Annotated in this window: 17 protein-coding genes and 1 pseudogene; 11 read left to right on the top strand and 7 right to left on the bottom strand. The window is 60.3% G+C overall.

Translation table 11 applies throughout. From position 1 onward, the window contains the following. Positions 1 to 6: 6 nt before the first annotated feature. Genes PCOSP_RS14010 through PCOSP_RS14000 form a run of 3 tightly spaced genes read left to right on the top strand, consistent with a single transcriptional unit; the run spans position 7 to position 2,759 of the window. Entirely contained in the window at positions 7 to 1,158 is a 1,152-nt protein-coding gene (locus PCOSP_RS14010; RefSeq protein WP_139645286.1) for an ABC transporter ATP-binding protein, read from the top strand. Positions 1,159 to 1,199: 41 nt separating this feature from the next. Next, entirely contained in the window at positions 1,200 to 1,685 is a 486-nt protein-coding gene (locus PCOSP_RS14005; RefSeq protein WP_024780828.1) for a flavin reductase family protein, read from the top strand. Between the two features lie 30 nt (positions 1,686 to 1,715). Continuing rightward, on the top strand, positions 1,716 to 2,759 hold the full coding sequence (locus PCOSP_RS14000; RefSeq protein WP_464711770.1) for an LLM class flavin-dependent oxidoreductase: 1,044 nt from the start codon (positions 1,716 to 1,718) through the stop codon (positions 2,757 to 2,759). Positions 2,760 to 2,946: 187 nt separating this feature from the next. Here the strand turns inward: PCOSP_RS14000 and PCOSP_RS13995 are convergent, their stop codons facing one another. Next, on the bottom strand, positions 2,947 to 5,070 hold the full coding sequence (locus PCOSP_RS13995) for a TonB-dependent siderophore receptor (protein ID WP_464711768.1): 2,124 nt from the start codon (positions 5,068 to 5,070) through the stop codon (positions 2,947 to 2,949). Positions 5,071 to 6,371: 1,301 nt separating this feature from the next. Here PCOSP_RS13995 and PCOSP_RS13990 point away from each other — a divergent pair. Then, the gene (locus tag PCOSP_RS13990; RefSeq protein ID WP_464711766.1) at positions 6,372 to 8,168 is read left to right on the top strand and encodes a methyl-accepting chemotaxis protein; all 1,797 of its coding nucleotides are present in this window, start codon (positions 6,372 to 6,374) and stop codon (positions 8,166 to 8,168) included. A gap of 268 nt (positions 8,169 to 8,436) precedes the next feature. On the opposite strand, the gene PCOSP_RS13985 is transcribed toward PCOSP_RS13990, so the two are convergent. Continuing rightward, complete coding sequence (locus PCOSP_RS13985; protein WP_008371622.1) at positions 8,437 to 8,634, bottom strand: YbdD/YjiX family protein; 198 nt, start codon at positions 8,632 to 8,634, stop codon at positions 8,437 to 8,439. 16 nt (positions 8,635 to 8,650) lie between these two features. After that, positions 8,651 to 10,711: a carbon starvation CstA family protein gene (locus PCOSP_RS13980; RefSeq protein ID WP_464711764.1), complete on the bottom strand. Its 2,061-nt coding sequence runs from the start codon at positions 10,709 to 10,711 to the stop codon at positions 8,651 to 8,653. Positions 10,712 to 11,010: 299 nt separating this feature from the next. Between PCOSP_RS13980 and PCOSP_RS13975 the strand changes: the two genes are divergently transcribed. The 3 genes from PCOSP_RS13975 to PCOSP_RS13965 all read left to right on the top strand — a co-directional run bounded on the left by PCOSP_RS13975 (position 11,011) and on the right by PCOSP_RS13965 (position 13,983). Then, the gene (locus PCOSP_RS13975) at positions 11,011 to 12,372 is read left to right on the top strand and encodes a cache domain-containing protein (protein WP_175364078.1); all 1,362 of its coding nucleotides are present in this window, start codon (positions 11,011 to 11,013) and stop codon (positions 12,370 to 12,372) included. Positions 12,373 to 12,403: 31 nt separating this feature from the next. Further along, complete coding sequence (locus PCOSP_RS13970; protein WP_139649886.1) at positions 12,404 to 13,036, top strand: response regulator; 633 nt, start codon at positions 12,404 to 12,406, stop codon at positions 13,034 to 13,036. Between the two features lie 155 nt (positions 13,037 to 13,191). After that, positions 13,192 to 13,983 (top strand): transporter substrate-binding domain-containing protein, encoded by a 792-nt coding sequence (locus tag PCOSP_RS13965; protein ID WP_139649888.1) that lies wholly within the window; start codon positions 13,192 to 13,194, stop codon positions 13,981 to 13,983. Positions 13,984 to 14,157: 174 nt separating this feature from the next. Here PCOSP_RS13965 and PCOSP_RS13960 read toward each other — a convergent pair whose 3' ends face one another. Genes PCOSP_RS13960 through PCOSP_RS13950 form a run of 3 tightly spaced genes read right to left on the bottom strand, consistent with a single transcriptional unit; the run spans position 14,158 to position 17,059 of the window. Beyond that, positions 14,158 to 15,177 carry a TRAP transporter substrate-binding protein gene (locus PCOSP_RS13960; RefSeq protein WP_139649890.1) on the bottom strand — a complete coding sequence of 340 codons (1,020 nt, stop codon included), beginning with the start codon at positions 15,175 to 15,177 and terminating at the stop codon, positions 14,158 to 14,160. A gap of 56 nt (positions 15,178 to 15,233) precedes the next feature. Continuing rightward, on the bottom strand, positions 15,234 to 16,514 hold the full coding sequence (locus PCOSP_RS13955) for a TRAP transporter large permease subunit (RefSeq protein ID WP_139649892.1): 1,281 nt from the start codon (positions 16,512 to 16,514) through the stop codon (positions 15,234 to 15,236). Beyond that, positions 16,511 to 17,059: a TRAP transporter small permease gene (locus PCOSP_RS13950; protein ID WP_139649895.1), complete on the bottom strand. Its 549-nt coding sequence runs from the start codon at positions 17,057 to 17,059 to the stop codon at positions 16,511 to 16,513. Before PCOSP_RS13950 ends, PCOSP_RS13955 begins: the two co-directional genes overlap by 4 nt. A 495-nt stretch (positions 17,060 to 17,554) precedes the next feature. Here PCOSP_RS13950 and PCOSP_RS13945 point away from each other — a divergent pair, with 495 nt between their 5' ends. Continuing rightward, on the top strand, positions 17,555 to 18,043 hold the full coding sequence (locus PCOSP_RS13945; RefSeq protein WP_464711760.1) for a phage infection protein: 489 nt from the start codon (positions 17,555 to 17,557) through the stop codon (positions 18,041 to 18,043). 284 nt (positions 18,044 to 18,327) lie between these two features. Here PCOSP_RS13945 and PCOSP_RS13940 read toward each other — a convergent pair whose 3' ends face one another. Further along, entirely contained in the window at positions 18,328 to 18,768 is a 441-nt protein-coding gene (locus PCOSP_RS13940) for a carboxymuconolactone decarboxylase family protein (RefSeq protein WP_139649899.1), read from the bottom strand. Positions 18,769 to 18,970: 202 nt separating this feature from the next. Here PCOSP_RS13940 and pdxR point away from each other — a divergent pair. The 3 genes and pseudogenes from pdxR (at position 18,971) to PCOSP_RS13925 (ending at position 21,531) form a co-directional block, all read left to right on the top strand. Beyond that, positions 18,971 to 20,403, top strand: a pseudogene (gene pdxR / locus PCOSP_RS13935) (MocR-like pyridoxine biosynthesis transcription factor PdxR). Between the two features lie 120 nt (positions 20,404 to 20,523). After that, positions 20,524 to 20,817: an antibiotic biosynthesis monooxygenase family protein gene (locus PCOSP_RS13930; RefSeq protein ID WP_139649903.1), complete on the top strand. Its 294-nt coding sequence runs from the start codon at positions 20,524 to 20,526 to the stop codon at positions 20,815 to 20,817. Positions 20,818 to 21,126: 309 nt separating this feature from the next. Then, a complete protein-coding gene (locus PCOSP_RS13925; protein WP_464711758.1) occupies positions 21,127 to 21,531 on the top strand; it encodes a cupin domain-containing protein in 405 nt (134 codons plus the stop codon). Positions 21,532 to 21,625 lie beyond the last annotated feature (94 nt).

Below are 21,625 nucleotides of genomic sequence, written 5' to 3'. Positions count from 1 at the left end.
AACACAATGAGTGCCGTCAAAGACCCTGCACAACAGAACAACAAGACCCTGGTCAGCCTGCGCAACCTGAACAAGCACTACGGCGACTTTGCCGCCGTCGACGATATCGCCCTGGAGATCCAGGACGGTGAGTTCCTGACCTTCCTCGGCTCCAGCGGCTCGGGCAAGAGCACCACCCTGTCGATGCTGGCCGGCTTTGAAACCCCCAGCAGCGGCGAGATCCTGGTGGACGGCAAATCCCTGGTCAACGTCCCGCCGCACAAGCGCGACATTGGCATGGTGTTCCAGCGCTACTCGCTGTTCCCGCATTTGTCAGTGCGCGACAACATCGCCTTCCCGCTGGCGATCCGCAAACTGGCGCCGGCCGAGCGCGACCGGCGGGTCGACGCGATGCTCAAGCTGGTGCAATTGGAGCAGTTTGCCCATCGCCGCCCTTCGCAACTCTCCGGCGGCCAGCAGCAACGGGTCGCCATCGCCCGGGCGCTGGTCTATGAACCACGCATCCTGCTGATGGACGAACCCCTTGGTGCCCTGGACAAAAAGCTCCGTGAAGACCTGCAGGATGAACTGCGCCAGTTGCACCGGCGTCTGGGCATCACCATCGTCTACGTGACCCACGACCAGGAAGAAGCCATGCGCCTGTCCCAGCGCATCGCCATTTTCAGCCACGGCAAGATCGTCGGCCTGGGTACCGGTTACGACCTCTACCAGAACCCGCCGAATGCCTTTGTCGCGTCATTCCTGGGCAACTCCAACTTCCTCAAGCTCAAGGCCCAGGGCAATGCGGTGGCGACCTTCGAAGGCCAGTCGCTGTCGATCCGCCTGACCGCCGGCCTGCAAACCGATCAGGACGTGTTGCTGATGGTACGCCCGGAAAAGGCCTTGGCCCTGAGCACCGAGCAGGCCGCCCAAGCGCCATTGGCAGCCGGCTGGAATGAAGTCTCGGCCAAGGTCGTCGAGGTGCTGTTCCTCGGCGAAAGCCAGACTTGCAGCGTGGTGACGTCCGGCGGCACCGCCATGACCGTCAAGGCCCTTTCCGCCGCCGGCATGCCACTCAAGGCTGGCGACCCGGTGCGGGTGCGCTGGGCCGCTGCCGATGCGTGTGTCTACACCCAATGGGCCGAGAGCGACCTGAACAAAGCCGCCGGTGCTCATTGATGAACACGAAGTCATTACCGCCTGCGTACGAGGACTGTTAAATGATTGATGCCAACGTTTACAAACAAGTCATGGGTTCGTTCCCGTCCGGCGTGACGGTCATCACCACCCTTGATGACGACGGGCAGATCGTCGGCCTCACCGCCAGCGCCTTCAGCTCGTTGTCGATGGACCCGGCCCTGGTGCTGTTCTGTCCCAACTACAGCTCCGATTCCTACCCGGTGCTGATCCGCAACAAGCGCTTCGCCATCCATTTGCTCTCCGGCGGGCAACAGAACGAAGCCTATGCCTTCGCCCGCAAAGGCAAGGACAAGGCTCAGGGCATCGAATGGACCCTGAGTGAACTGGGCAACCCCTTGCTGAGCAACGCCACCGCCATCATCGAATGCGAACTGTGGCGCGAATACGAAGGCGGCGACCACGCCATCATGGTCGGCGCCGTGAAGAACCTGATCGTGCCGCAACACACCCAAGGCCCGCTGGTTTATTGCCACGGAAAGATGGGCGCCCTGCCTGTCCTCGCCTGAACCGATCGTCAATCATCAAGAGATAGCGCCATGAAATTTTCCCTGTTCGTACACATGGAGCGCTGGGACGAAAGCGTCAGCCATCGCCAGTTGTTCGAAGACCTCACCGAACTGACCCTGATGGCCGAGGCCGGTGGCTTCAGCACTGTCTGGATCGGCGAACACCACGCCATGGAATACACCATTTCGCCAAGCCCGATGCCGCTGCTGGCCTACCTGGCGGCCAAGACCACCACCATTCACCTGGGCGCCGGCACCATCATCGCGCCGTTCTGGCACCCGCTGCGGGCAGCCGGTGAATGTGCATTGCTGGACGTGATCAGCAACGGCCGCATGGAAGTCGGCCTGGCCCGTGGCGCTTACCAAGTGGAATTCGACCGCATGGCCGGCGGCATGCCAGCGGCCTCCGGCGGCCAGGCACTGCGGGAAATGGTTCCGGCGATACGGGCACTGTGGCAAGGCGACTACGCCCATGACGGCGACATCTGGAAATTCCCGACCTCCACCAGCGTGCCCAAGCCGATCCAGAAGCCGAACCCGCCCATGTGGATCGCTGCCCGCGACCCGGACTCGCACAACTTCGCCGTCGCCAACGGCTGTAACGTCATGGTGACGCCGTTGATGAAGGGTGACGAAGAAGTCCTCGACCTGAAGAACAAATTCCAGGCAGCCCTGGACAACAACCCCGATGTACCGCGCCCGCAATTGATGGTGCTGCGTCACACCCATGTGCACTCGGAGGACAACCCCGACGGCTGGAAAGTCGGAGCCAAGGCCATCGCGAAGTTCTACCGCACTTTCGACGCCTGGTTCGGTAACAAGGAAACCCCGGTCAATGGCTTCCTGGCGCCAAGCCCGGAAGAGAAATTCGCCGGCCGCCCGGAATTCGAACTGGATAGCCTGCACAAGACCGCCATGATCGGTACTCCGGAAGAAATCATTCCCCGCATCAAGTACTACCAGGCACTGGGCGTCGACGAGTTCAGCTTCTGGTGCGATAACAGCCTGCCCCATGCGGAGAAGAAGAAATCCCTGGAACTGTTCATCAAGCACGTGGTGCCGGCGTTTCGGTAATTGTGCCGGCTAGTCAGACCGCTATCGCGAGCAGGCTCGCTCCCACATGGGGCGCAGGTGTGCACTTATTCTGTATTCACCCTAACTTCCCTGTGGGAGCGAGCCTGCTCGCGAAGGCGGCCTGAAGGAAAAGATGCTCCATGAAAATGCCCGGACTTGAAGGTCCGGGCATTTTCTGTTTCAAGGATCAGAAGGTCACGCTGGCACTCAGGCGCGCGGTACGCGGTTCCCCGACGGCAACCTGCAATTGGCTGCCGGTGGAGGACGGGTAGTACTGCTTGTCGAACAGGTTGTCCACGTTCAGTTGCAGCGACGTCTTGTACCCGAATACCGGCGACTCCCAGCGCAGGAAGGCATCGGCGACGGTGTAGCTGCTCAACCAGAAATCGTTGGCATTGTTGGCCGCGCGCTCGCCGACGTAGCGAGCGCCGCCACCGGCGTGCCAGGCGCCGAATTCGGCCGGGACGTTCAAGTGGTGCGACAGGTAGAGGCTGGCGGTGTGCTTGGGCGCATCCGATAGGCGATGGCCTTCGTTCTTCGGATCATCCAGTATTTCCGTATGGGTATAGGCGTAGGTACCAATCAGGTCCCAGCGTTCGGCGAGACGTCCGGTGACGTCCAACTCCAGGCCTTGGGAGCCGACTTTGCCGGCGGCTTCTGCAATGGTTTTCCCACCGACCACCGTGTTGGTTACCACATTCTTTTTTTCGATATCGAACAAGGCGAGATTGATATTCAGCCCAGGCAGAGGATCATATTTGGCACCGATTTCATAACTGCGCCCTTCCTCCGGCTTGAAAGTGCTGAGGTTGTCATCGACGGTATCGTTGGGCTTGAACGAACGGCTGTAATTCCCGTACAGGGACAAGGTTTCGTCGGCTTTATAGACCAATCCCAGAAACGGAACAAAGGCATCGCCGTTATCGTCGCGAACAGGCACTCGCTTGATCATTCCCGTTTCACTGAACTGGTCGTAATGCTGGTAGCGTCCGCCAAACACCAGAATCCAGCGATCATCCAGGTGCCAGTTGTCCTTCAGGTAAACGGAGCTGGAAGTCAGTTTGTTACTCAGGTTGCTTTGCGCAGCATTTATCTTGCTTGGCTCTGCCAGACCACCATAAACCGGCGCGGTGATATCGAACCCTCCCTGTGCAGTGCCACGGTAGGTCTTGCCACGGTATTGATCGGACACCTGATTATCGACACCGATCAGCAGATCATGGCGCTGACCGAACAACTCCTGCTTACCCATGAAATCCCAACTGGCGTAACGCGTTTCATCGTCGTAGTGCGCACCATTGGCTGCACGCTGAAACTTACCGGTATTTGACAGGCTCGGCTGCGCAATCGAAAGACTGTACCGATCATTGTTCCAGCCATAAGTCACGCGAGTCTTCCACGCCTCGCTCAGCTCATACTCGAAACGCGCCGTCGCCGTCTCGCGAATCCCCACGCTCTTGGCCCAGCGCTCGTCGAGACGCTTGTCATAATCGATATCAGCCGGATGCCCATTGGTGAACACCGTGCCACGGTCAAACGGGTTGGAATATTCGTTGTACTCATAGCTCAGGTTCAACGAAGCCCGCTCACCGGTCCAGGCCAGGGACGGCGCAACCAGCGTACTTTCATTCACGCCGTAGTTGCGCCAGTAATCTTCATGACCACGCTCGGCAATCAGCCGATACGCCAGCCCGGTATCGCCCAGCGGCCCGGTGGTGTCCACCGCCATGGTGCCGCCGCCTTCGCTATAGGCCGAGCCGCTTAGCGTGGTGCTTTGGGTGTATTCGGGCTTTTTGCTGATGACGTTGATCAAACCGCCAGGCTCCAGCGCGCCGTACAGCATCGAGGCCGGGCCCTTGAGCACTTCGACCCGCTCGGTGGTGGCACTGAAGTTGTGCCCCAGGTTCGAACGCACGCCGTCGCGCAGGATCGAGCCATCGTCGTTGGTGCCGAAACCACGCTTGATCAGCGAGTCCCGCGAACCGCCCAAGGTATTGCCCTGGCTAACGCCGCTGACGAACTTCATCGCGTCTCCCAGGGAGCGCACCTGATAATCGTCCAGCGTCTGCTGGGTCACCACATTGATCGATTGCGCCTCTTCCTTGATCGGTACATCGCTCTTGCTCGCCGTACTGGCTTGCGACGCCGTGTAGCCCTCATCTTGAGTGATACGGCTGCCCTGGATGTCCGTGGTGGGCAGTTCGAGTACGTCCTGGGCCCACAGGGGGCTTGCGATGAAACAGCAGGACAAAGTCGGCAATACACACTTGATGAAGACGTTGCGATTCGCGGGAGGGGTGGAACGATTCAAGACGCGGCACTCACAGGGGAACGTTAATGCGAGCGAATATACTTTGAGAATGATTCCCAGTAAATCCTTTTCAAGACCTTGTTGCCACGGCTAACCCCTGTGTGCAAGCCAAGTGGTAGCAAGGAGATGGGCGATAAGCACTGAGTGCTCTGAAATGGGGAAGTCTATACCCATACCGCGAGCAGTCACCGTGTGCGGAGTAGATGATTAACTGAAAAACAGCCATCACCCTTTTCTGAACATTCAAAGGATGATGGCTGTATCGAACGAGGCGATGTATTTTTTGTTAAACCTAAGGTCGATAAAAGAGTTGATCAGTCTGATCGACGCCGCAATCCTCTAGAAAGGTAATACCGTCTTCGGAGAGCGCGTTACTGGCCGGCCTTGTCCCTGGTCTGCCATCCTTGAGTTGAGGATATAGATGGTACCGATGATCTGGGTCTATCTCGGGATGTCTGCTGCGAATTTTGTTGATTAACGTAACAACTCCTTCGTGAACGCCATGATTGTATTCGTCCAGCACCTCGCTTCCGAAATCGTCTTTGCAAACCCATACTCTAAGGGGATACATCATGATGAATCCTCCTACCATTAAACACTTCAGTTGAACTCGCTGGTAAATCCCAGCCGTATCTGACGACCGCTGCGCGTTTGTTGGCAGCGTTTCTTCGCCAAGCTTCATATTGTCAGGCTCTGGCTCAATAGCCTGCCGACAATAAAGCTTGATACCTCTCATGCAGACGGGCATGAAAGGGCGTGTTATTTATCCCTCTCTGAGCGAGGGATAACCACTGTAAGACTTTACAGGTAAGAGATATTTCAGACCGATGGCGGAGCCACTTTATGCCGTCATCGCGCAGGGCCTGCGTCAGTCATGACGTGGCTCAAGACTCTACGACTTATGCAGCATTGGTTCTAAATGAAAATGCCCGGACTCAGGTCCTGACGCTATTCACTCAAGACTTGCGGGTTCATTGTGGCAAGGGGATTTATCCCCTCGCCACAGATTCAGTCACTTCATTAAGTGAACAGTATTGCGGACGCAGGTCCGGGCATTTTTCGTTTCAGCGCAGCGCGGTCAGAACGTCGCGACTGCCCTGGATGTCCGTCGTGGACAGTTCGAATACATCCTGGGTCCACAGGGGGCTTGCGATGAAACAGAAATCGCGAACAGGCTCGCTCCCACAAGCGCTGTACACCAAACGAGCGCAGTAATATCAAAACGCCCAAAATCGCTAAAGCTTTGGCCCTCGCGGTCGAATGTATTCCATTGAGAGGTTTTTTTGCCCAGGAGCTATGGCATGCAGACGTTGAAGGCTTTGTACGAGTCCATCGAAATGCAATTTTTCGATACGCTCACCAAGAAACTCTCAAGCCTTTTCCTGCTTGTCGTCGTCAGCGGGTTGTTGTACTGGGTGGCCCTTAGCGCCCGTACCGACATTGTGACGCAGTTGCGCAACGCGCAGCTCGACGCCGCCCTGCTGGGGCAGATCGAGGGCCGGCTCGACAGCCTGACCCAGGCCCTGCTGTTCGGTGCGCTCCTGACGCTGGGCATGATCAGCTTCATGGTCTGGTACTTTCGCCATCTCATCGTACGCCCTGTCACCGCCATGACCCGGGCACTGGAGGAGATCGCCAATGGCGAAGGCGACTTGTCCAGGGACCTGCCGCTGGTGACCCATGACGAAATTCGCGTACTGGCCAGCACCTGCAACCGTTTCCTGGCCAAGCAACGGGAAATCATCAGTAACGTCCAGGCGCTCACCGTGCACATCGCCGTCGAGTCGGCGCGCTCGCTCAAGAACATCAGCGACTCCAGCGACAGCGCCACCCACCAGGCACGCTTCGCCAAGGAAGTGATGGAGCAGAGCAACTCCGCCGTGGACCGTATCGAAGAAGTCTCGCGCCAGACCCAGGGCATCTCCAGCACCACCGCGCAGAACCTGAGCATGGCCCGCGATTCCTATGCCGAGTTGCTGGAAGTGACCGGCAACATCGGCGAAATCGCCGGCAGCCTCAATGAATTCGCCACCCTGGTGGGGGCCTTGAACCAACGTTCTTCGAGCATCAAGTCCATCGTCGGGCTGATCCAGCAGATCTCTGCCCAGACCAACCTGCTGGCCCTCAACGCCGCCATCGAAGCCGCCCGTGCCGGCGAGAGCGGCCGGGGTTTCGCCGTGGTGGCCGATGAAGTGCGAACCCTGGCGCAGAACGTCAGCCGGGCCACGGACGACATCTCGCGCAACATCGATGCCATGCTCGAAGAAGTCGGTTCCACCCATGAACAGACCACCCAGATCAGCCACAGCGCCCGGGAAACCCAAAAAGTCGTGGAGCGTGCCTCCGGCCATTTCGAGAGCATGATCGTCGATTTCGAATCCACCAACGGCAAGCTGGCCGACATCGCCGATCATATCCAGCAGTTCGCCGATGCCAACACCGGCATCAATGAACGGGTCACCCAGATCCACGCCGACAGCCAGTCGATCGATCAGCGCATGCAGCATTCGGCGACCGCCACCCGTGACCTGTCCGGTGTCGCCGAACGGGTGCAAGCGCTGCTGGGCCGGTTCGTGCTCGGCCACGGCAAGCTGGATGCCGCCATCACCCGAGCCAGCCAGTGCCGCGACACGCTCCAGGTGCGCCTGGAGGCGTTGCAACGCGAGGGTCTCAACCTGTTCGACCAGAATTACCAACTGGTCCCCGGCACCGATCCCAAGCAGTACATGACCGGCTACACCGAACGTTTTGCCCAGGTCTGCCAGGAAGCCTGCGACACCCTCACCCGCAGCACACCGGGCGGCAAGGTCTCGTTCATCGTCGACACCAAGGGCTACTGCCCGGTGAACAACAGCTGGGTCTCGAAGCCACCCACCGGCGACCACGCCGTCGACCTGCCGGTGTGTCGCAACAAACGGATCTTCAACGACCCGATCGGCCTGCGCGCAGCGGGCAACGTCCAGCGCTTCCTGCTCCAGACCTACCTGCGCGACACCGGGGAAATCATGACCGAGATCGACGTACCGTTCTTCTTCGGCGGCCGCCATTGGGGCAATCTGCGGGTGGGGTTCGACGCGGCGGTGTTGCTGGCGGAGTGAGCGTGAGCCAGCAACAGACCTTGGTCGCGATAGCGGTGGATCAACCAATATCGATATCGACTGATAGTACGCCATCGCGAGCAGGCTCGCTCCCACAGGGACTCGGTGACAGGCACACATCCCAAGCCCGCCAAATAATACTGTGGGAGCAAGGCTTGCCCGCGATGCAGGCGCCTCGGTCTACAGTGATACCGAGGCGATGCTATCGCGGGCAAGCCTTGCTCCCACAGGCTCGCTTCCACAGGGGGATGACCTCAGGGCCGTCGGGTCAACAGCACTTCGGCCCACCCTTGCCACCGTAACGGGCCTCTTGGCGTTCGCGGAAGAACGCCTCGTAGTCCATCACCGGTTTGTCCGGGTGCTTGGTTTGCATGTGCTCGACGTAGTTGTCGTAGTCGGGCATGCCGACCATCAGGCGGGCGGCCTGACCGAGGTATTTACCGAGGCGACTCAAGTCATTGAACATCGTTGCAACCCTCGTGTCAGGCGTCCGGCAGGGCCTGGAATGGCGCTTCTTTATCCGTGCGTTCTTTCGTGCCCCAGGCGGCAACACCGACCTTGAGCGCGTAGAACAGGATGCTGAGCACCACGAACAGGAACAGCACCGTCAGCGTGGCGTTGGTGTAGGCATTGAAGACCACGTGCTGCATCTGCTCGACGCTCTTGGCCGGGGCCAGGATCTGGCCGGCCGCCAGGGCGTCGTTGTATTTGCGCGCCAGGGCCAGGAAGCCGATCGCCGGGTTGGCGTCGAACAGCTTGATCAGGCCCGCCGTGGTGGTGCAGATCAGCAGCCAGGCCGCCGGTAGCAGCGTGACCCAGATGTAGCGCTGGCGCTTCATCTTGATCAGCACCACGGTGCCGAGCATCAGGGCGATACCGGCCAGCATCTGGTTGGAGATACCGAACAGTGGCCACAAGGTGTTGATGCCACCCAGCGGATCGATCACGCCCTGGTACAGCAGGTAGCCCCACAGGGCCACGCAACCGGCGGTGGCGATCAGGTTGGCGGTCCAGGATTCGGTGCGCTTGAGCGAGGGCACGAACGAGCCCAGCAGGTCCTGCAGCATGAACCGCCCGGCACGGGTGCCGGCGTCTACCGCGGTGAGGATGAACAACGCTTCGAACAGGATCGCGAAGTGGTACCAGAACGCCATGGTGTTCTCACCCGGCAGCACCGAGTGCAGGATCTGCGCGATACCGACCGCCAGGGTCGGCGCACCGCCGGCACGGGCCAGGACGGTGGTTTCGCCAATGTCCCGGGCAACCGCCTGCAGCGCGTCCGGGGTGATGGCAAAGCCCCAGCCACTGATGGTCTGGGCCACGGCCACGACGTCACCGCCGACCACCGCCGCCGGGCTGTTCATGGCGAAGTACACGCCCGGCTCGATCACCGACGCGGCGACCATCGCCATGATCGCCACGAAGGACTCCATCAGCATGCCGCCGTAGCCGATGTAGCGGGCGTTGGTTTCGTTGTCCAGCAGCTTGGGCGTGGTGCCCGAGGAGATCAGCGCATGGAAGCCCGAGACCGCGCCGCAGGCGATGGTGATGAACAGGAACGGGAACAGCCCGCCCTTCCACACCGGGCCCAGGCCGTTGGTGAACTGGGTCAGCGCCGGCATTTTCAGCTCGGGCATGGTGATCAGGATACCGATCGCCAGGGCGACGATGGTGCCGATCTTGAGGAAGGTCGACAGGTAGTCCCGCGGGGCCAGGATCAGCCACACCGGCAGCACCGCCGCGACGAAACCGTAGCCGATCAGCATCCAGGTGATCTGGATCCCGGTGAAGCTGAAGGCCTTGGCCCAGACCGGGTCGGCGGCGATCTGCCCGCCCAGCCAGATCGAGCCCAGCAGCAACAGCACGCCGATCAGCGAGATTTCACCGATGCGGCCCGGGCGGATGTAACGCATGTAGACGCCCATGAACATCGCGATCGGGATGGTCGCCATCACCGTGAAAATCCCCCAAGGGCTCTCGGCCAGGGCCTTGACCACGATCAGCGCCAGCACCGCGAGGATGATGATCATGATCAGGAAGCAGCCGAACAGCGCGATGGTGCCGGGGATGCGGCCCATTTCCTCGCGGACCATGTCGCCCAGGGAACGACCGTTACGACGGGTGGACAGGAACAGGATCATGAAGTCCTGCACGGCCCCCGCCAGCACCACGCCGGCGATCAGCCAGAGCGTGCCGGGCAGGTAGCCCATCTGCGCCGCCAGAACCGGCCCGACCAGCGGCCCCGCGCCGGCAATGGCGGCGAAGTGGTGACCGAAGAGGATGTGCTTGTTGGTCGGGACGAAGTCCAGGCCATCGTTGTTGAGCACGGCAGGGGTGGCCCGGCGCGCATCGAGTTGCATCACGTTGTTGGCGATGAAGAGGCTGTAGTAGCGGTAGGCGACCAGGTAGATGGCCACGGCTGCGACGACGATCCAGAGGGCGTTGATGGGTTCGCCGCGGCGCAAGGCCACGACACTCAACGCACAGGCTCCCAGAACAGCCACGGCAAACCAGGCAAGGTGTTTAACCAGACGGGTTGTCATTGCGTGTCTCCTGCCGAGGTCCAGTGGACTGCGGCGATTGTTTTTATAGTATGCCCCGGCTATTCGGAGCGGGCCCAATATCCCTGTACATCGTCAATAAATAAATCCGTAGTACTACGTAGATGCCCCCGCCTACTTCTCCCTGTGGGAGCGAGCCTGCTCGCGATGGCGTTGGATCATTCAGCATCAATGTCATCTGACACACCGTCATCGCGAGCAGGCTCGCTCCCACAGACTTTATGTTTGGCATATGATGCCGACCATCCACCTCCCCCCGTCAGGCCCTGGCAGGAGTACAGATGCTGCTCAAACACAAAATCGTCGCCCTCGGGATCCTGCCCCTGGTCCTGGCGATTGCTGTCATCTGCGCGCTGGTGATCTCGCTCAACCGCCAGTTGGGCGACCAACAGGCACAACTGATCGAAGACAGCATCCTGGCCAGCAAGCGCGCCGAGCTGAAGAACTACGTCGAGATGGCGCAGAGCCTGATCGCTCCGCTGTACAACGGTGGCCTTGGCGACGAACACGCACAGCAGCAGGTGCTCGAAGAACTGCGCAAGCTCAGCTTCGGCATCAACGGCTATTTCTTCGTGTATGACCGCCAGGGCCGCAGCCTGATGCACGCGCGCCAGTCGGAGCTGGTGGGCAAATACCTCTGGGACATGAAGGATCCTCACGGCCTGCCTGTCATCCAGGCATTGATCAAAAGCGCCGAGACCGGCGAAGGTTTCCAGCGCTACGCCTGGAACAAACCGTCCTCCGGCCAGGTGACCGAAAAATTGGCCTACGTGGTGATGCTGGATCGGTGGGGCTGGATGCTTGGCACCGGGATCTACCTGGAAGATGTCGAGCGCGCCACCCAGCAGGCACGGGATGAAGTCGCCCAAGGCATCCACACCACCATGCAGGCCATTGCCGCCATCGCACTGGTGGCGGTCCTGCTGGTCTTCGCTGGCGGCATGACCCTCAACGTGAGCGAACATCGCCTGGCCGACAAAAAACTGCAGCGGCTGAACCAGCGCATTGTCAGCCTGCAGGAGGAGGAACGCTCGCGGGTATCCCGCGAGCTCCACGACGGCATCAGCCAGCTGCTGGTGTCGATCAAATTCCAGTTCGAGCTGGCCAGTCATGTGCTCGAAAACGGCCAGGAAAACGGCCTGGGCATCCTCAAGAACGCAACGGATCGACTGGGAGAAGCCATCGGTGAAATCCGCAACATCTCCCACGACTTGCGCTCTTCCCTGCTCGACACCCTGGGCCTGCCCGCCGCCATCGGCCAGCTCGCGGCCGAATTCGAACAGCGCAGCGGCCTGGAGGTATCCTACCGAAGCAATGAGTTCGATTGCCGGCTGGAGAATGGCGCCCCGGTCTCGCTATTCCGCATTGCCCAGGAAGCCCTGACCAATATCGAACGCCACGCTGGGGCGAAACGTGTCGCTATCACCTTGTTTGGCTCCGCTCAATCCTTGCGCCTGACGGTGGTGGATGACGGAATGGGCTTCAATGTCCCGCAAGTCGAACGTGGCCATGCCGGCATCGGCCTGCGTAACATCCGTGAACGGGTCGAGCATTTCGGCGGACGACTGGAACTGACGTCGACGCCGGGTCGAAGTGAATTGGACGTCCTGTTGCCCATGGCCCTGTCGGCCACCGAAAGCTGATGCGCGCCCTTTATACCGAGAGCACCTGCCGATGAACCTGCCCCCTGCGATCCGCGTCGCGCTGGTTGACGATCACTCCCTGGTCCGCGATGGCATCCGGGCCTTGCTGTCCGTCATGCCCCAACTGGATGTGGTGGGCGAAGCCGAGAACGGCGCGCAGGCGATCGAGATGGTCGGGCGCTGCCAGCCAGACCTGCTGCTGATGGACATCGGCCTCAAGGACATGAACGGGCTCGAATTGACCCGGTTGCTGGGCAAACAGTACCCCAACCTCAAGATCCTGGTTTTGAGCATGTACGATAACCATGAGTACGTGAGCGAGTCGGTGCGTTCCGGCGCCAGCGGCTACGTCCTCAAGAATGCGCCTTCACGGGAAATCATCGCCGCCATCGAGGCCATCATCAGCGGCGGCACCTTCTACAGCGCAGAGATCGCCCAGCGGCTCGCCACCGCTCCCAACACCGATGACGAGCTGACACCCCGCGAGCGCCAGGTGCTACTCAAAATGGTCCAGGGCCTGAACAACAAGGAGATGGCCCGCGAGCTGGACATCAGCGTGCGCACCGTCGAAACCCACCGCCTGAGCATCCGCCGCAAGCTCAACATCGACAAACCCGCGGCCCTGGCGAAGTACGCGATCGACCATGGGATCATTGCCCACTAGACAGCGAAGCGCACCGCTGCACCGACGAAAGCCCCCAGCGACTGCCCGACGCGGCCGCGCGATGAGTCGCCAGCGCCCCGCCCCCGTGACAGCCCGCGAAGACTTTTACTACACTGCCCCGTCTTGTCCCCTTCCCTTGCGAGACGTGTGCCCCGATGAAAAATATAACAAGCACAATGACATTCTGCGGCCTGCTGGCACTGTCCTGCGGCGCCCAGGCCGAGCCGGCGCCTTCGCATCTGGACCTGGTCCTGCAACGGGGTGAATTGACGGTGTGCACCACCGGCGACTACAAGCCCTACACCTACAAGACTGAAACCGGAGAATACGAAGGCATCGACACCGACATGGCGCGCTCCCTGGCAGCAAGCCTGGGCGTCAAAGTGCAATGGGTACAGACCACCTGGAAAACCCTGATGCCGGATATGATCGCGGGCAAATGCGACATCGGCATGGGCGGGATCTCGGTGACCCTCGAGCGCCAGAAGAAAGCCTACTTCAGCAACACGCTGGACGTGGATGGCAAGATCCCGCTGGTCCGTTGCGAAGACCAGTCGCGCTACCAGACCCTCGAACAGATCAACCAGCCTTCGGTGCGCCTGGTGGAACCGGCCGGCGGCACCAACGAAGCCTTCGTCCGTGCCTTCGTGCCCAAGGGCCAGCTCAGTCTTCATGACAATGTGACCATCTTCCAGGAACTGCTGGACAAGAAAGCCGACGTGATGATTACCGATGCCTCGGAAGCGCTCTACCAGCAGAAACTCAAGCCTGGCCTGTGCGCCGTCAACCCGAGCCGTTACCTGCAATATGGCGAGAAGGCCTACCTGCTGCCACGGGACGACACCACGTGGAAGATGTATGTCGATCAGTGGTTGCACCTGAGCAAGGCGAACGGCAGCTACCAGAAAGTCATTGGGCAATGGCTGGCGGTTCCGGACGCTCAATGACCGCTTGATGTGCTGAACGTTGAGGGAGCGAGCAGGCTCGTGATGGAGGTGTCGGTTACAGCAAGATTGACTGTGCCGACGCCATCGCGAGCAGGCTCGCTCCCACAATAATCGAGGATGACCGAAGAACGTTGTCTACCCCGGGTTCACCGCTCGCGACGGCGGCGTGTCAACTCACTGCGCAGCCCGTACCTTGGCGATCTCGTCGTACATCATTTTCACCAGGTTGGCATCCAGGGACTTGGCGAACTTATCAATCACCGGCTGCACCCGCTCGCGAAAGCGATCCTTCTCGGCTGGGCTGACTTCGTTGACCGTCATCGCGCCGGCCAGCGTCGCTTTTGCCTTGTCCATGCTCGCTGCGGTGGCATCTCGCTGGAATTTCTGCGCCTCGGTAGCGGCCTCGCGAATCATCGCTTTCTCATCGTCGTTGAGGCGACTCCAGGTTTTCTGGCTGATGATCAACGACTGCGGGTTGAAGATATGGCCCGTTACCGAAAGATACTTCTGCACCTCGTAGAACTTGTTGCCTTCGATCACCGTGAAGGGGTTCTCCTGGCCGTCGATGGTGTGTTGCTCAAGGCCGGTGTAGACCTCGGGAAACGCCATCGGCACAGGGTTGGCCCCCAGTGCGGAGAAGGTTTCCAGATAGATCGGCGACTGAATGACGCGAATCTTCAAGCCCTGCATGTCTTCAAGCCGGGTCACCGGGTGCTTGCTATTGGTCAGGTTACGAAACCCGAGATCCCAATAGCCCAGGCCCACCAGCCCTTTGCTGTCCAACTGCGCCGCGAGCTTCTGGCCGACCGGGCCATCGATCACTGCATGGGCTTCTTCGGCGTTGTTGAACAGGAAAGGAAAGTCGAGCATGGCAAAATCGGGGGCCTGGGCCGCCAGAATGCCGGAGTTGAGCACGGTGATGTCCAGCGTGCCGCCCTGCAGGGCCGAGACCGTCTGCACGTCGCCGCCCAATGTCCCGCCAGGGAACAGACGGACCTTGATCTTGCCGCCACTTTTTTCGCTGAGCAGGTCAGCGAATTTCTGCGCACCCTGGCCCTGTGGATGCTCCTTGACGTTCTGGAACGCGAATCGCAGGGTGCGTTCGCGGATCTCCTCCGCGTGGCTCGCCATGCTGCCCAACAACAACCCCGTTGCACACGCCCCGGCCACCAGGGCTTTCATCAGTTTTTGCATTTCACTCTCCAATCATTATTGTTTTAAGGTCGAGCTACCAAAGGCTTACACCGGTGTCACCCGGTGAAGAATTTCAACGGCCCAAGGACCAATTGCGGGAACATCACCAACAGGAACAGCACCACAAGCTGCGCGAGCAGAAACGGCCATACGCCGCGGACAACTTCTTCGAAGTCCAGCTTTGCCACCCCGCAAACCACATTGAGCACCGTCCCCACGGGCGGCGTGATCAGGCCGATGGCCGTGTTGATCAGAAACAGCACGCCGAAGTACACCGGGTCGATACCCGCCTGGACGACAGCAGGCATCAATACCGGAGTGAGGATGAGGATGGTCGGGGTCATGTCCATCACCGTCCCCACCAGGATGATCAGCACCATCATCACCATCAGCAGCAGGGTCGGGTTGTCCATGAACGGTGACAGCAATTCCGCCAACTGGCCCGGGAGATCGGCGATGGTCACCAGCCAGGACGAAACCATGGCCGCCGCCACCAGTAACATCACCACCGAGGTGGTCTTGGCCGAGGACAGGATCACTTCATATAGCTGGCTGACTTTCATCTCCCGGTAGATCACCAGGGACACGAACAACGAATAGACCGCCGCGACCACCGCGGCTTCAGTGGGGGTGAAGATGCCGAATTTGAGACCCAGGACGATGATCAGTGGCAGACCCATCGCCCAACTGCCGTCGAGCAATGTACGCAGCACTTCGGCACGGGAACGCTTCGGCGGCGTCTCGACATGCTCACTGCGCGAGATGTACCACCAGGCCAAGGCCAGCGAAGCCCCAAGCATCAGTCCAGGCACGATGCCGGCCAGGAACAGCTTGGATATCGACACCCCGGATGCCACGCCAAACACAATAAAACCGATACTCGGCGGGATGACCGGTGCAATGATGCCACCGGCCGCGATCAGGCCGGCCGACCGTCCCCGGTTATGCCCGGCCAGCACCATCATTGGCACCAGCAACGCCGCCAGTGCCGCGGCATCGGCCACGGCGGAGCCGGAGAGCGACGCCAGCAGGCAGGACGCGATAATCGCCACGTAACCGAGACCGCCGCGCTTGTGTCCCACCAGCGCCATGGCGATGTTGACAATGCGTTTGGACAAGCCGCCGGCATTCATGACCTCGCCGGCCAGCATGAAGAACGGCACGGCCATCAGCGGGAAGCTGTCCGCGCCGTTGAGCAGGTTCTGGGCGATGATTTGCGCATCGAACAGATCCAGGTAAAACATCAGCGCCACGCTGACCACCAGCAACGCAAACGCAATGGGAATGCCCAGCGCCATGCTGCCTATCAAAGAGCCGAGAAAAATAACCAGCGTCATGGGCGATCACTCTTGATGGGGTTATGCGTCATCGCCTCGACGGCGTCATGGTCCTGGATCACGACCCATTCGTCGTCGCCGAGCTTGCCAGACAAAGCCAGGTAGAGCTCATAGAGCAGGATCAAGGCTGCGCTGGCGCCAAACACCAGGCCGGCAGCGTAAAACACCGCCATCGACAAGCCGGAGGCCGGTGCGACCACGTGCAGGTTGATCACCACCTGCTGCCAACTGCCCATGAAGATCAACCAGCAGATGTACAGCATCAGCAAATGCCCGATGACCAGACAGGCGCGCCTGACCAAAGGCGGCAAGCGCTTGACCAGGCTGTCCATCCCCAGGTGCGCACGATCCTTGAGCGCCACCAAGGCTCCGAGAAAAATCATCCAGACGAAGAACCAGCGTGAAAGCTCCTCGGACACACTGATTCCGGAATTGAAGGCATAACGCAGCACCACATTGCCGAACACCAGCACGGTCATCGCAACCATGCACAAGACAATCAGCAGCTTCAGCAGCTTGAAATACAGATCGACGACTTTGGTCATCTTGAAGACCTCTCAGGTTTTGTCGAATACCGGCACATGGCGCGATGGAGCCGCAGCCGCAGCCGTATAGGCCTGCTACAGGGCCGGATCGGAGATCAAGAGAATGGCTTCGAGATTGAAGCGAAGGGGCGAAGGGATGGCGTCGGGTGCCCGCAGACAGTTACGCATGGGTATTCCTCTGTTTTTATTATGGGTCTTGCTCGTACCGACAAGACGTACTGCGCCTAAAATGTACCAACCGGTTAGTACGGTCAATAACCCAAGCGAATGCGCATAACAAAGGGTGCGATTATCGGCTAATCCGGAGCCTCCACTCCGCCACGTCCCAAGGGTTTGTATCAGTCTGTGTATGAACCGCCGATTGATACGTAACTGTCGACTTCCCCTTCTTCCGACACACTGCCCAGATACATCCGTGCGTTTAACTGTGATCACCGGACAGCAGCACCCCTTCGCTGCTGCGCAATTGATCCATTAACCGCAAGGAGAACCACCATGTTCAATTTCCCAAAAGCTTCGTCCCTGGTAATCGCACTGGCACTGGTTAGCGGCTTCGGCCTGTCGAATGTCGCTTCGGCAACAGACAGCAGCGCCGCGGCGCATCAGTTGGCCGAAGGCGGCTCCGATCACCTGATTCAGAACCGTGTGGCCGAAGGCGGCTCCGACCGTTTGCTTGAGAATCGCGTCGCTGAGGGCGGGGCTGATCGTTTGCTTGAGAATCGTGTCGCTGAGGGCGGGGCTGATCGTTTGCTTGAGAATCGTGTCGCTGAGGGCGGGGCTGATCGTTTGCTTGAGAATCGTGTCGCTGAGGGCGGGGCTGATCGTTTGCTTGAGAATCGTGTCGCTGAGGGCGGGGCTGATCGTTTGCTTGAGAATCGTGTCGCTGAGGGCGGGGCTGATCGTTTGCTTGAGAATCGTGTCGCTGAGGGCGGGGCTGATCGTTTGCAGGAGCTGCGCGAGCGCAACGCCGCGGCAGTCGCCTAGATCGTCTCGAAACTCAGCGCTGCGACGCCCGCCGGGACCGTGTTATTCACTGCGGTCCCGATATCACCCTGTAGCGCTCACTCCTGTGTGGGCAAGCCTGTGGGAGCAAGGCTTGCCCGCGATAGCATCGCCCCGGTATTACTGTAGATCGAGGCGCCTGCATCGCGTGCAAGCCTCGCTCCCACAGTTGTTTTTGGGCAACTTCAGGTTCTGTGTCCACCACCGATTCCCTGTGGGCGAGCCTGCTCGCGAAAGCGGCCGACCAGCCCCCCCCACTTCCTGACTCAATCAACAGGGCTCTGGCGAAAACTCACCGCCAGCCTATTCCAGCTGTTGATGGTGCTGATCGCCATTGTCAGGTCCACCAGCTCCTCCTCACTGAAGCAGGTACGGGCCTGGGCATAGACATCGTCGGGTACCTGGCTCTGGGCCAACAGCGTCACCGCTTCGGTCCAGGCCAGGGCGGCGCGCTCACGGTCAGTAAAAAAGCAACTATCGCGCCATACAGCCACTGCGAACAGACGCCGTTCGGTTTCACCCAGACGTCGTGCATCCACCGAATGCATGTCGGTGCAGAAAGCACACCCGTTGAGTTGCGAAGCGCGGATCTTGATCAGGTGCAGAAGCGCCGCTTCGATACTCAGGCGGCTGGTCAGCGCTTCCAGGCCAATCATCGCTTTCATCGCCCCTGGGGACGCACTGTAGTAATCCAGACGCTGGTTCATGACGGGCTCCGTGGCAGTGATCCCTTCACGGTAGAACCTGAAGGCCATCGGCGACAGATCCAATTGGCCGAAAAAACCAGGGCCATCCAACGCCAGACCAATCTGCCGGATTTTCTCCACGCAACTTCTATCCAGACGCACAATGCAGGTAATCTTGCAGCTTTGACGCTGCCGCCAGGCGATTGTCCGGGAGCCCGCGGGTATGGAACTTCATGTCGTCATCAATGGCCGCAAGGACCTGACAAGTCAGTTGTACCAGCAGTTGCGCAGCGCCATCGAAAGCGGTCGCCTGACTGCCGGCACACAACTGCCCCCCAGCCGCCTGCTCGCCGAACAGTTGGGCGTTTCGCGCAAGACCGTTTCCGACACCTACGCCCAGCTGACCTACGAAAACTTTCTCACCGGCATCATCGGCAAAGGCACCTACGTCAATGCGCGGCCAGCCAAGATCGTGCGCAAGCAAAGCCATCGGGAGCTGGCCGGGGCCGACGTGGTCGAGGCCTGGCGCAACATGCCGGACCTGTTGCGCCATCCGACGCCGGAAAGCGCATTACGCTACGACTTCATCGGCGGTGCCACCGGCAAGGGGCAGTTTCCCCTGGACGATTGGCGTCGTTGCACTGCCCACGCCCTGCGCCAGATCGCCAATGCCAAGGGCCTCTACAGCCAACCCGAGGGTCTGCCCGCACTGCGCAATGCCATCGCCCGGCACATCGCATTTTCCCGGGGGTCAATTGCCAGGACGATGATGTGGTGGTGTGCAACGGCGCGCAACAAGCCCTGGACCTGATCTCACGGGTATTGACCCGGCCCGGCAGCCTGGTGGCGATGGAAGACCCGGGGTATCCACCGGCGCGACTGCTGTTCGGCTCCCACGGCGCCACGGTGGTCGGGGTCCCGGTGGATGAGCAAGGCATGCGGGTCGACCTGATTCCGGACGGCACGCGGCTGATCTACGTCACGCCTTCCCATCAGTTCCCCCTGGGCATGCCCCTGAGCCAAGCACGGCGCGAGGCCCTGCTGGCGCGGGCCTATGAGCTCGGCGCGATCATCATCGAAGACGATTACGACAGCGAATTCCGCTATGAAGGCCGGCCTGCCGACTCGCTGCAGAGCATGGACGAACGAGGCATCGTGGCGTACGTCGGGACGTTCTCAAAGACCCTGTTGCCGGAGTTGCGGCTTGGCTACGCCATCCTGCCGCCAGCGATTCTCGAAGCGGTGATCCTGGCCAAGCGCCTCACCGACCAACACACGTCCACCCTGCCCCAATGGGCGCTGGCCAAGTTCATCGCCGAAGGTTGCCTGCTCAAGCACATTCGTCGCTGCCACACCTTGTACGCCGGACGTCGCGAGCGGATCCTGGCGCGCATGGCCGGTGACCTGTCGCCCTGGTTCGAAGCCGTGCCCACCACCGCCGGCTTCCACCTGGCGGTATTGTGCAAAGTACCGATCGATCTGCCGCTGGTGGTCGAGTTGGCGAAAAAAGTCGAGGTCGGGCTGTACCGCCTTGATGGTTTTTTCAACGAAGCACCACCGCGACAAGGGCTGTTCTTCGGTTTTGGTGCCATCGAAGTCCTGGACATCGACATCGCCCTGGATCGCTTGCGGGACATCCTTCAGCAGGTCGCCTGAACGATTGGACTGCCTGCTTATCCGCCCATTGGCTGTTTAAGCCTCGCCCATGCAGGCCTATCCTGCACGGGTACCGTTGATTGTGAACATCCCGTCCGACTTGATTCAGGAGCCTGAACGATGTCTCGCCAAGTGATCAATACCGTCCAGGTGCAAGCCACCCCCGGTCGCTCGGAAGAGCTGGGCCGACAGTTGCAGCAAATCGTCGAAACCCTGCGCACCCAGCCCGGTTGCGACGCCTACATGGTCGACCGGTGTCCGGTGGACGGCGACCGCTGGACCGTCAGCGCCCGCTGGCAATCGGAAGCAGCCATGCAAGCCCACTTCAACTGCCCCGAAGTGCAGGGTTTTATCGGCCTGATCGACAGTCGCCTGGCCCGGAGCGTGGACTTCAATAGTTTCCCGATTGTCTGAGCTGCCCGCACTCCTGGGCCGTGCCCCATGTGGCGAGGGGATTTAGCGAAACGTCGCACCGCCCCGCTCGAGTGCGCAGCACTCGCCAGATAGGCGCCGTCACGAATATCTTGGGGCCGCTGCGCAGCCCGGCGGGGATAAATCCCCTCGCCACAGGGTTACGGTCCAGTCAGTTGCAAATCCGTAGTAGGCCAATTGGTCTACCGGCCTTCCGAAAGATTGGAGGTTTGCTTGCCCCACCAGCGGGCATAGGGTGGATCCATCGCCGCAACAGCGCGGACCCACTCCAAACCCACGAAGGCCACTGCCATGAAAACCCTCTGCCTGATCGCCGCCCTCAGCCTGCTGCCTGTCGCCCAGGTCTACGCCCACGAAGCCGCACCTTCGGAAAAGGTCCAGGTGTTGCAGGAGAAAATGCTGAAGAACCTACCGGGCAAAAAAGCCATGATGCTGACCGTTGACTACGCCCCAGGCCAGTCATCCATCGCCCACAAACATGAAGGCACGGCCATGGCCTATGTGCTCGAAGGTGCCATTACCTCCCAGGTCAAAGGCGAGCCGACGACCACCTACAAGGCCGGGGAGTTCTGGTACGAGGCGGCGGGTTCCGAGCACCTGGTCTCGAAAAACGCCAGCGCGACCGCGCCGGCGAAACTGCTGGTCTTCATGGTGATGGGTGAGAAGGAGGCGGTGTTGATTCCGCTGAAGAACTGACGGTTCACCACACACTTCCCCTCTGTGGGAGCGAGCCTGCTCGCGATAGCGGAGGCACAGCCAACATCGCCGTCGACTGATCCGACGCCATCGC

The sequence above is a fragment of the Pseudomonas sp. MAFF 730105 genome, assembly GCF_055380705.1.
Note: the sequence above shows the minus strand (reverse complement) of the source record. Positions and strands in the feature narration are given on the sequence as shown.

What these genes read in the sequence shown, in the direction of transcription:
- PCOSP_RS14010 (WP_139645286.1), top strand. Translation starts at nt 7, where the DNA reads ATGAGTGCCGTCAAAGACCCTGCACAACAGAACAACAAGACCCTGGTC.
- PCOSP_RS14005 (WP_024780828.1), top strand. Translation starts at nt 1,200, where the DNA reads ATGATTGATGCCAACGTTTACAAACAAGTCATGGGTTCGTTCCCGTCC.
- PCOSP_RS14000 (WP_464711770.1), top strand. Translation starts at nt 1,716, where the DNA reads ATGAAATTTTCCCTGTTCGTACACATGGAGCGCTGGGACGAAAGCGTC.
- PCOSP_RS13990 (WP_464711766.1), top strand. Translation starts at nt 6,372, where the DNA reads ATGCAGACGTTGAAGGCTTTGTACGAGTCCATCGAAATGCAATTTTTC.
- PCOSP_RS13985 (WP_008371622.1), bottom strand. Translation starts at nt 8,634, where the DNA reads ATGTTCAATGACTTGAGTCGCCTCGGTAAATACCTCGGTCAGGCCGCC.
- PCOSP_RS13980 (WP_464711764.1), bottom strand. Translation starts at nt 10,711, where the DNA reads ATGACAACCCGTCTGGTTAAACACCTTGCCTGGTTTGCCGTGGCTGTT.
- PCOSP_RS13975 (WP_175364078.1), top strand. Translation starts at nt 11,011, where the DNA reads ATGCTGCTCAAACACAAAATCGTCGCCCTCGGGATCCTGCCCCTGGTC.
- PCOSP_RS13970 (WP_139649886.1), top strand. Translation starts at nt 12,404, where the DNA reads ATGAACCTGCCCCCTGCGATCCGCGTCGCGCTGGTTGACGATCACTCC.
- PCOSP_RS13965 (WP_139649888.1), top strand. Translation starts at nt 13,192, where the DNA reads ATGAAAAATATAACAAGCACAATGACATTCTGCGGCCTGCTGGCACTG.
- PCOSP_RS13960 (WP_139649890.1), bottom strand. Translation starts at nt 15,177, where the DNA reads ATGCAAAAACTGATGAAAGCCCTGGTGGCCGGGGCGTGTGCAACGGGG.
- PCOSP_RS13955 (WP_139649892.1), bottom strand. Translation starts at nt 16,514, where the DNA reads ATGACGCTGGTTATTTTTCTCGGCTCTTTGATAGGCAGCATGGCGCTG.
- PCOSP_RS13950 (WP_139649895.1), bottom strand. Translation starts at nt 17,059, where the DNA reads ATGACCAAAGTCGTCGATCTGTATTTCAAGCTGCTGAAGCTGCTGATT.
- PCOSP_RS13945 (WP_464711760.1), top strand. Translation starts at nt 17,555, where the DNA reads ATGTTCAATTTCCCAAAAGCTTCGTCCCTGGTAATCGCACTGGCACTG.
- PCOSP_RS13940 (WP_139649899.1), bottom strand. Translation starts at nt 18,768, where the DNA reads ATGAACCAGCGTCTGGATTACTACAGTGCGTCCCCAGGGGCGATGAAA.
- PCOSP_RS13930 (WP_139649903.1), top strand. Translation starts at nt 20,524, where the DNA reads ATGTCTCGCCAAGTGATCAATACCGTCCAGGTGCAAGCCACCCCCGGT.
- PCOSP_RS13925 (WP_464711758.1), top strand. Translation starts at nt 21,127, where the DNA reads ATGAAAACCCTCTGCCTGATCGCCGCCCTCAGCCTGCTGCCTGTCGCC.